Annotated in this window: 1 protein-coding gene; it reads left to right on the forward strand. The window is 37.9% G+C overall.

The features are described 5' to 3' along the window. Positions 1-231 precede the first annotated feature (231 nt). Positions 232-739: M23 family metallopeptidase (locus CN288_RS27925; RefSeq protein ID WP_255260074.1), on the forward strand; the 508-nt coding region annotated here is incomplete at its 3' end.

Below are 739 nucleotides of genomic sequence, written 5' to 3' on the forward strand. Positions count from 1 at the left end.
ATTATTTTAAGTGCAGCTTGTTATGAGCAACTTATGTTATGTCTTGGAAACATTACGTGGTTAAAAGAAGAACACTTTGATATTAGGTAACGACGGAGAGATTTTCGTTCTATTCATCTTAAGATTTGAAAAACCATAATATATCCAAAAAATAATAAATATAGACAGCGAACGAAGGTGCTCATTTAAGTACCTTTTTTATATTGTGTAAAAATAGAAAGGAAGATTGATATGGCAAAATTTATTTATCCAACAGATACAACGAGAGTAACAAGTGGTTTTAGAGGTGACAGACCAGATCATCATGGGGTAGACCTTGCTGAAGCGGGTGATCATCCGATTTATGCAGCGGCTAGCGGGCAAGTTAGTAGTTCGTATCTTTCATCCAGTTATGGTGAATGTATTATGATAGTGCATACTATTGATGGAGTTACATGGGAAACTGTATACGCTCATATGCGTAGTGGTTCTCGAAAGGTTAAACAAGGCGATTATGTTACACAAGGACAAACAATTGGAGTTATGGGAAGTACGGGGCAATCTAGTGGCCAACACTTACATTTTGAATTGCATAAAGGCCGCTGGGATGTTAATAAGAGTAATGCTGTGAATCCGTTGGACTACTTGGGGAAAGGGGACGGTGGCAACAATGGAAATGGTTCTGATCCTACAGATGTAGATACACGTCAAAATGTCACACTTCCAGCAGATTGGCAAACAAAAATGATTGGTACAATCA

It is taken from the genome of Bacillus sp. AFS023182, assembly GCF_002560575.1.
GTDB lineage: Bacteria > Bacillota > Bacilli > Bacillales > Bacillaceae_G > Bacillus_A > Bacillus_A arachidis.